Source organism: Nostoc cf. edaphicum LEGE 07299, assembly GCF_015207245.1.
In the GTDB taxonomy this organism is placed as follows: domain Bacteria; phylum Cyanobacteriota; class Cyanobacteriia; order Cyanobacteriales; family Nostocaceae; genus Nostoc; species Nostoc edaphicum_B.
The window spans coordinates 1-8,190 of the sequence record NZ_JADEXF010000107.1; the positions used below are offsets into that span (position 1 = coordinate 1).

The window sequence follows — 8,190 nt, forward strand, 5'->3', positions numbered from 1 at the left end:
ATTCTAGAACAAAATAGTTCTGAAGAAATTTTACAGATAATTAACGAAAATCTTGCTGATATGTTAATTGCTGATAAACGCTATCAAGACACTTCTCTCACAGCTAGAATTCCATTCCTAGACATTAATACTGAACGCAACCATCCTTATGCAGGGTATATAGGAATTTTAGAAATAGCACGAGAATTGTATGCTGCTTTTTACAATCCTGTGTGGGAACAAGTATGCCGACCAGCCCCGTGGTCAGTAGGAGTAGAGTCGGCAGGAAATTCTCAACAGGAGGAAATTTGATGGCGATTATTAGCGTTACGAGTACATCTGTTGCAGTTAATCCCCTGAAGCAAAGCCAAACTGTGGGTGCAGTTTTAGCCTTTTTGGGATTGAAGGGAATCATGCCTTTATTACACGGTTCTCAAGGCTGTACTGCTTTAACTAAGGCGGTATTAGTACAGCATTTCCGTCAGGCGATTCCCCTTTCCAGTACAGCGATGACCGAAGTTGCAACCATTTTGGGTGGTGAGGAAAGAGTTGAACAAGCAATCTTGACTTTGGTGCAGAGATCCAAACCAGAAATTATTGGTCTTTGTAGCACTGGACTGGTGGAAACCAGAGGTGATGATATGGGGCGCTTTGTTAAGGAGATTCGCCACCGTCACCCAGAACTGGATTATTTACCAATTGTGCTTGTCTCTACACCAGATTTCAAAGGTACATTACAGGATGGCTTTGCTGGTGCGGTTGAGAGTATTGTCAGGGAAATTCCTCAAAAAAGCTCCAAGCAAGACGCTTGCCCCACACAAATCACTATTTTGGCGAGTTCTGCCTTCACACCAGGGGATGTCCAGGAAATTAAAGAGATTGTCACCTCTTTTGGACTTGTACCTATTGTCGTACCAGACCTTTCTGGCGTACTAGATGGTTCTATAGAAGATTCTTCTAGTGCCATCACAGCTAATGGTACAAATGCAGCACAGTTGCGCTCAATTGGTAGTTCTGTATTCACTTTGGCGCTAGGTGATAGTATGCGGGGTGGGGCGCAAATTTTGGAGCAAAGATTCAATATACCTTATGAGGTATTTGGTGAACTGACGGGACTAGCAGCAGTAGATAAATTCCTGCAAGCTTTGGCGGATATCAGTGGTGTCAGCGTACCGGAGAAATACCGCCGTCAACGCCGTCAGTTGCAACATGTGATGTTGGAGAATCACTTTTACTTTGGGTGCAAGCGAGTTTCTTTGGCGCTGGAACCAGATTTGCTTTGGTCAACAGTTGCTTTTTTGCGATCGCTAGGAGTTGAGATTCACGCAGCAGTGACAACAACACGCTTTCCTTTGCTAGAAAAACTGCCGATCAAGAGCATCACTATCGGCGATTTGGAAGACTTTGAGCAATTAGCAGTTGGGTCTGATTTACTCATTACCAACTCTCATGGAGAGGCGATCGCTCAACGCTTAAAAATTCCTTTTTATCGTCAAGGGATTCCCATTTTTGACCGCTTAGATTATGGTCAGTTTACCAAGGTTGGCTACCGAGGCACTATGCAGCTTTTATTTGACATTGGCAACCTGTTTTTAGAGCAGGAAACAAAGGTTAAGCATTAATACAGAGCCAATTCTAACTGTTTATGAAATATTACCAATATTATTGGTAATATGTAGCACTAGATACAATCTCACCGATCAACTTCAGCTTTGATAGTTACTGAAAAGCCGTATATGTCCATTGGTGAATATACCAACCAATGTTCAGCAAACTCGTGCCTAGCTCCTGCATTTACTCAAATAAAATCTTCTATTGTTGATGAATCCAGCACAGCTAAAAAAAACAACTGCCAAAGCGAGTCGTGTTACAAGAAAGCTTCGCCACCGTTTTGATTTCACACAATCTGCGATGCCTGGGTTGGGCGTACCCCTACTCAAAAGCCAGCTACGCGTTGGCGGAGTTTCTGTCTCCGACACGCTACGGGAACGTAGAGAAGCCATTGTACCATCTTTGCTCACTTGGTTCGAGGTCATTGGCTACACAGTTTTATTAGAGCCAGACATTACTCTAGGTAAGCACCAGATAGGACGGAGTAGTTATAGTGATGTGGTTTTGTGTCAGCGTCTCCATAACGCTTTGCAGAAAATTAACCCGACAAAACCGGATGAGGCGATCGCCGCAGCTATCTATCAGGTTACTTGCACTCATGGTTCCGACTTGCTGGAAAATAACCGTCGCTTTCACAAATTTTTGACCACTGGTGTGGAAGTTGAATACCTGTATAACGAAGAAATAGTTCATGACTTTGTGTGGCTCATAGATACGTCTAATCTACTAAACAATGATTGGCTAGCTATTCATCCCTTGACTATAGTTGAGGGGAGTTATACTCACTGTCCTGATGTAGTTGTCTTTATCAACGGTTTACCCTTGGCAGTTATTGCCTCGATTCAGCTAAGTGATGAACAGGCGACTTTCAAAGAAGGTTATCAGCGAATTCAGACCTACTGTCAACAAATACCAAAGCTGTTTGACTACAATACATTCCTAATTGTTACTTATGGAAATCGGGCACGAATCGGTACATTAACCTCAGATTGGCAGGAGTTTTTACCCTGGCGCACCATTGATGGAGAAGATTTTCCTGCCAAGGGCGCAACTGAACTAGAGGTGATGATTCAAGGCATTTTTGACAAACGGCGTTTCTTAGAGCAAGTATTGCACTTGATAGTGTTTGAAGAGAATGGAAGCAGCATTAGTAAAAAATTGCTTCGCCGACCTTTTTGTACTACACAGTACCCCAAAAAATCTTTGCACCAAGGCTAGTAAATGTTTAGTTATCAGTGATTAGTAGAAAAACTAACTCACAATTCAAAATTCCCAATTGCTACTTTCAGCATGAAAGTTATAACTATGAACACAAGTTGGTATGAACAAGAGCTAGTCAAAGAATTCAAAACGGTTATTGCTCATTCTTTCCCACAAGTTGAGGAATTGCTAAAACACTGTCATGTTAAACTCATCGAGTCTTATTGGGGAAGACCTCGTGTTCACTTTCTGCCATACTTCACTATTTATTGCCCTGACAATCTGATTGCTGATGTCAAAGCCAAAATATCTATACTCAGAGAAGTAGCAGAATATGCAGGATTAGTTGAAGTTGTCTGCCTAAATGCTACACATCTGCTGCGAGATCCGATGTCGAAGATAAAGCAGACAGATCCACGTTTGTGGTTAGAACTACAATGGCTTGCAACACAAAAACAAGAACATTTACTATGATTTCCCGACTTTGGGTGCAACTACAAAAGTGCTTATTGCGCCATCTTTGAATAGATGGCGTGATGAAAACACGCAGTAACGTCGTATTTTTTTAACTAGTAATTCTCAATCCCTAGTTATTTACTATGAATAAGTTCCCCCTTCCCGCAGATGATTTGCCTCCAACTGGAGCGCCTATACTTAACGAGTTATTCTACAGACAATTAGAAGAAGCTACTTGCAGGCGATTTTATCAAGCTTGCGGCCCAATTATGCGAGTTTTACTATCAAATTGTCACTGGTATTTCAAGATAAATACTAGTCCTCTGATGTTACTCATTATCTGCTATGACATAGAAAGTTATCTGCATATAGTCGATGCTATTCCCCAGTTCATCAAAAAGTTGAAGCAGTTTTCCAACAAAGGCAAAATTCACCTTTTTTCACCAGATTATAAAGGAGAACCTTGGGAAATCGAGATTGAAGAAACATCAGATGATGAAGCCTAGTCAAACAGGTAAATGACGAAAATTTGGTATTAATGAAGGCAGTAGGATTTCACTTTTTTAAGTGCTTACCCCTTATAAGCTGTTCCAGATTGAAATTGCATGAACTAGGCGGGCTTTTCAGCCCAGACCACAAAAATTATAAAAATTTGAGATATGCTTCCCTAGATATGGTTTAGCTGACTATTCCATCAAAATTAAGCGCAGAGGATCTAAACGCATATACCAAGGAAAAGGTTCATCTTTCATGGTTGCCCATTTTTCCTTGAAGACTTCTGCTTGCAGATGGTAATCTTGAGAATTCTTGCCGGCCGAGTGTAATTTGAGAAACAACGTCATTCGATGGGGCGTTTCACTTGTTCTTACCAACCAGCAGGGAAAGGTATTTTCCTGTGATAAGTCGTTGGTAAAAATAAACTGATGGGCACGAATGCCGATGTGGGATAATTCGCTTTTGACAGGTTCAATTACTTGCAGAGTACAACCCCAATCAATCGCTTCTACCTGTTGTGATGACTGGAGAACAACGCGGGAGAAGTTTTTGCATCCGGTAAGTTGCGCAACACTCACAGTAGCAGGATGCTGGAAAATCTCATGTTTGCTGCCATAATGAACTGCTCTACCATGCTCCAATACCAAAAGATTCGGACAAATCCGATAAGCTTCTTCCATATTATGGGTGACAAATAGAGTCACACCCTGGTAGTAAGCTAGAGTTTCTGTCATTTGCTGTTCTAATTGACTACGCAAATGTGTATCAAGTGCCGAAAACGGCTCATCCAAAAGTAATGCTTCCGGTTGACTTGCCAATGCTCTTGCCAAAGCTACCCGTTGTTGCTGTCCCCCTGAGAGTTGATGTGGATAGCGATCGCCTAATCCCTGCAACTGCATCGCTATTAATTGCTGTTCTACCTGCACCCTAATACTCCCAGCAGATAGTTTTTTGGGCAAGCCAAAAGCAATATTTTGCGCCACACTCATGTGCGGAAACAAAGCATAATTCTGCACTAAAAAACCAATGCGGCGATCGCGGCTGGGTACATTAATCCCTTTTTCCGAGTCAAACAGGACTCTGCCATTTAAAACTATGCGCCCATGAAAGGGCGTTTCTATCCCCGCAAGGCAACGCAAAATCATGCTCTTACCTGCCCCAGAACCCCCTAACAATCCCAAGGGTTGCTCATCAGCAGTGAAAGCAACTTTTAAATGAAAGCTAGGAAGTATTTTCTCAATGTTGACAAACAATCCACCAGATTCAAAGCTAGAGTGCGGGCTATAAAAAATTTCTCCCCCTGCTTCCCCTGCTTCCCCTGCTCCCCCTGCTCCCTCTGCTCCCTCTGCTCCCCTCCTCTTTTCCCTCAATTCTTGCCAGAAGTTGACTGCAATAATTCCAGATAGAGAAATCACCATAATTGCGATCGCCCAAAACCATGCTTCGTCCATTGCTCCCGCTTCCACAGCAAAATAAATTGCCATTGGGATTGTCTGCGTTTGTCCGGGAATGTTACCAGCCAACATCAACGTTGCGCCAAATTCTCCCAAAGCACGGGCAAAAGCGAGCATTGTGGCGGCTGCAATGCCGGGTAATGCTAGGGGGAAACTGATGCGCCAAAAGATTGTAGCTTCGGTTGCGCCAAGGGTTCTAGCTACTCGCAGCAAGTTGCCATCTATTTGTTCAAAGGCTCCCAGTGCAGTTTTATACATTAAAGGAAAAGAAACTACTGTGGCTGCGATCGCTGCACCATACCAAGTAAAGACGATGCTGAAGTCAAAAGCCCCCATGAATTTCCCTACAGGGCCATTTTTGCCAAAAAATAGCAGTAACAAGAACCCAACAACGGTGGGAGGCAAAATCAGGGGCGCAATAAAGATACTCTCAATCAACGATTTACCTTTGCCACGATATCCCAGCATCCAGTAGGCAGCAGCGATACCTAAGAAGAAGGTGATAAATGTGGCAAGTAATGAAGTTTTGAGTGATATCCAAAGAGGCGATAAATCCAATGGCATAGTTGCGTAGGGAAGAATTAGCTCAACTAATCCCTAATTTACCAACTTTGGCTTTAATATGTTGGAAAAAGTTGGTAAATTACATCACAATCAATCAAGGTAATCGCAAAAACTATCCAAACTTTAAACAAAATTCGGGTTCAGTTGGGTATCAAATATCAGAATTCGATACGGTTTATGATCGTTTGATACTCATCTTGAAACCAACTGCTAAAATTGTTAGGAATTACCGAAGTATAAAAACCCTACTAAATACATCCTGTTAGCAGTATCGAATGCTACCGTCAACAGAAAGTGCATCCCCCTCCTAGCAGCAATCAAAAAAAAACCCAAGACCTTTTCTTAGTATGCGGACTCAAAAGTTTAGGGCAACATTGCGTTGCAATCCTCAAGGAATACGATGTTAAAGTCAGCGCCATCGAGGATGTGCAGCCCGAACATTGGGAAGTCCCAGAAGTTCCTAACTTACTAGAAAAGTTAATCGTAGGAGACTGCCGCCAGCCAAGTATTCTAGAGCAGGCAGGTATAAGGCAGTGTCGTTCAATACTTTTAGTAACCAGAAATGAGCGGATAAATATAGAAGCTGCCTTTGCAGCACGCCGTCTTAATCCGCAAGTTCGCTTGATTGTACGTTCTGACAAACAAAATTTCAACAAACTCTTGTGGGAAAATCTCGGTAATTTTGTTGCCTTTGAACCTACTCATCTTTCCGCTCATGCCTTCGCTCTGACAGCCCTTGGTTCTGAAGCTATTGGATATTTCACCTTAGAAGGGCAACTGTTGCAAGTGATAAAGCATCAGGTACAAGCAAAGGATAACTGGTGTAATGGCAAGCCAGTACATAGACTCAATCTTACAACTCGCCGCATCTTGAGTCACAAACCTGTTTCATCTAAACCACTCAAAGAATTGTTTGGCTGGAACCCAGAGGCAGAAGTCCAGGTAGGAGACACGCTAGTTTACATTGATGTTGCATACGATTTAGCTTTCTCTGAACAACGCCGACAATCTCATAACCAAAAGTGGCAGTTGCAACAGTTTATCCAAGGCATCACAGCGAAAAATCTCAAGGATAAAATAGTGCAATTTTGGCAATCTTACTACCAAAGCCAAAATCAAATCCGGCGAATTGCGACAATCTATGCGATTACTGTACTCATCCTGTGGTTTGTTGGAATAGTTCTTTACCGCTTATATTATCCTGATATCACCATCCAAGAAGCTTTTTATGCGACAGCAGTTTTGCTCTTGGGAGGATACGGAGATTTATTTGGCGGTGTTGAGTTTGCAGCGCAATCAAAACCCTCAGACGATATCCCTTGGTGGTTGCGGTTGTTTAGCCTGGGACTGACGTTGACAGGTCAAGCTTTCGTAGGAGTATTATATGCACTGCTGACTGATGCTCTCGTCACTTCAAGATTCCATTTTTTCAATTCCCGTCCTCCCACCCCACAACGCAACCATCTGATAATTATTGGCTTAAATCGTTTGGGACAGAAAGTAGCTGCTCTTTTGCAAGAACTTAACCAGCCGTTAGTAGGAATTCATCCTACCACTCTCGACCAAGAAACTTTACCCGATATGCCCCTTGTCGTTGGTAATGCTACCGAAGCACTCATTAAAGCGAATCTCTCCCATGCTAAAAGCATCATTTTAGTTGGGGACGATAATATGGAAAATCTGGAAATTGGTTTGATGGCTCATGCAATGAACCCTGCCACTACCTTAATTATCCGCTCTCAAGACCGCCAATTTAGTGATAATGTCGCCCCTCTGTTCCCTTATGCTCAAGTTATATGTGGTGCGGCTTTGGCGGCAGAAGTTTTTGCTTGTGCTGCTTTTGGAGAAAATGTTCTGAGCTTGTTTCACTTGAATGAGCAAATAGTCATGGTGACGGAATACAAGATTGAAGATGGCGATACCCTGAATGGGTTGCTTCTATCTGAAATAGCGTCTGGCTACAGCGTTGTACCGATTCTCTACCAAAAATATCAGCAAGACAATTACTTTTTAATGCCCTGGTATGATGTTAAGCTTGATGCTGGCGATCGCTTGATTGTTTTAGCCACAAGCACTAGTTTGCAGCGAATTGAATGGGGTGAAATGCTGCCTCGCCAATGGAGCGTGCAGATTGAAAAAGCTCTAACTACAAATGCCATTATGTATGGTGCTGAGGAGATAGTTTTGATTACGGGATGTAGTTCCACTACCGCTAGGCAATGGATGAATAATTTGCCTAGAGTGTTGCCGATACCACTTTATAAACATCAAGCTCAACGTCTTGTGCGCGAGTTAAGCAAAGTACAAGTTTTGGCGAATTTAATCTTTATTGGGCAACCTTGAGTTTTCCATAACTATAAGTCATATCATATTCGCATAATTAGTTATGATTTCCGCAGTCATTGCACCCCACTCCCAGCCCCTCCCGAAG

The 8,190-nt window shown here is 42.6% G+C and carries 6 protein-coding genes and 1 pseudogene; 6 read left to right on the forward strand and 1 reads right to left on the reverse strand.

Translation table 11 applies throughout. The features are described 5' to 3' along the window. From IQ229_RS04960 to IQ229_RS04980, 5 genes and pseudogenes are all read left to right on the forward strand, one after another. Positions 1–291: pseudogene (locus IQ229_RS04960) on the forward strand (nitrogenase iron-molybdenum cofactor biosynthesis protein NifE); the annotation flags it as partial. Beyond that, complete coding sequence (gene nifN / locus IQ229_RS04965) at positions 291–1,601, forward strand: nitrogenase iron-molybdenum cofactor biosynthesis protein NifN (RefSeq protein WP_194041804.1); 1,311 nt, start codon at positions 291–293, stop codon at positions 1,599–1,601. The pseudogene IQ229_RS04960 and the gene nifN, both read left to right, overlap by 1 nt. Positions 1,602–1,800: 199 nt before the next feature. Continuing rightward, positions 1,801–2,808 carry a type I restriction endonuclease gene (locus IQ229_RS04970; protein WP_194041806.1) on the forward strand — a complete coding sequence of 336 codons (1,008 nt, stop codon included), beginning with the start codon at positions 1,801–1,803 and terminating at the stop codon, positions 2,806–2,808. An 87-nt stretch (positions 2,809–2,895) separates the two neighbouring features. Next, positions 2,896–3,264 carry a hypothetical protein gene (locus tag IQ229_RS04975; protein ID WP_194041808.1) on the forward strand — a complete coding sequence of 123 codons (369 nt, stop codon included), beginning with the start codon at positions 2,896–2,898 and terminating at the stop codon, positions 3,262–3,264. Positions 3,265–3,389: 125 nt separating this feature from the next. Beyond that, a complete protein-coding gene (locus IQ229_RS04980) occupies positions 3,390–3,752 on the forward strand; it encodes a hypothetical protein (protein ID WP_094331805.1) in 363 nt (120 codons plus the stop codon). A gap of 180 nt (positions 3,753–3,932) precedes the next feature. Here IQ229_RS04980 and modB read toward each other — a convergent pair whose 3' ends face one another. Beyond that, complete coding sequence (modB, locus tag IQ229_RS04985; protein ID WP_194041810.1) at positions 3,933–5,759, reverse strand: molybdate ABC transporter permease subunit; 1,827 nt, start codon at positions 5,757–5,759, stop codon at positions 3,933–3,935. A 294-nt stretch (positions 5,760–6,053) separates the two neighbouring features. On the opposite strand from modB, the gene IQ229_RS04990 reads away from it, so the two are divergent. Beyond that, on the forward strand, positions 6,054–8,102 hold the full coding sequence (locus tag IQ229_RS04990) for a potassium channel family protein (RefSeq protein ID WP_194041812.1): 2,049 nt from the start codon (positions 6,054–6,056) through the stop codon (positions 8,100–8,102). Positions 8,103–8,190: the final 88 nt, after the last annotated feature.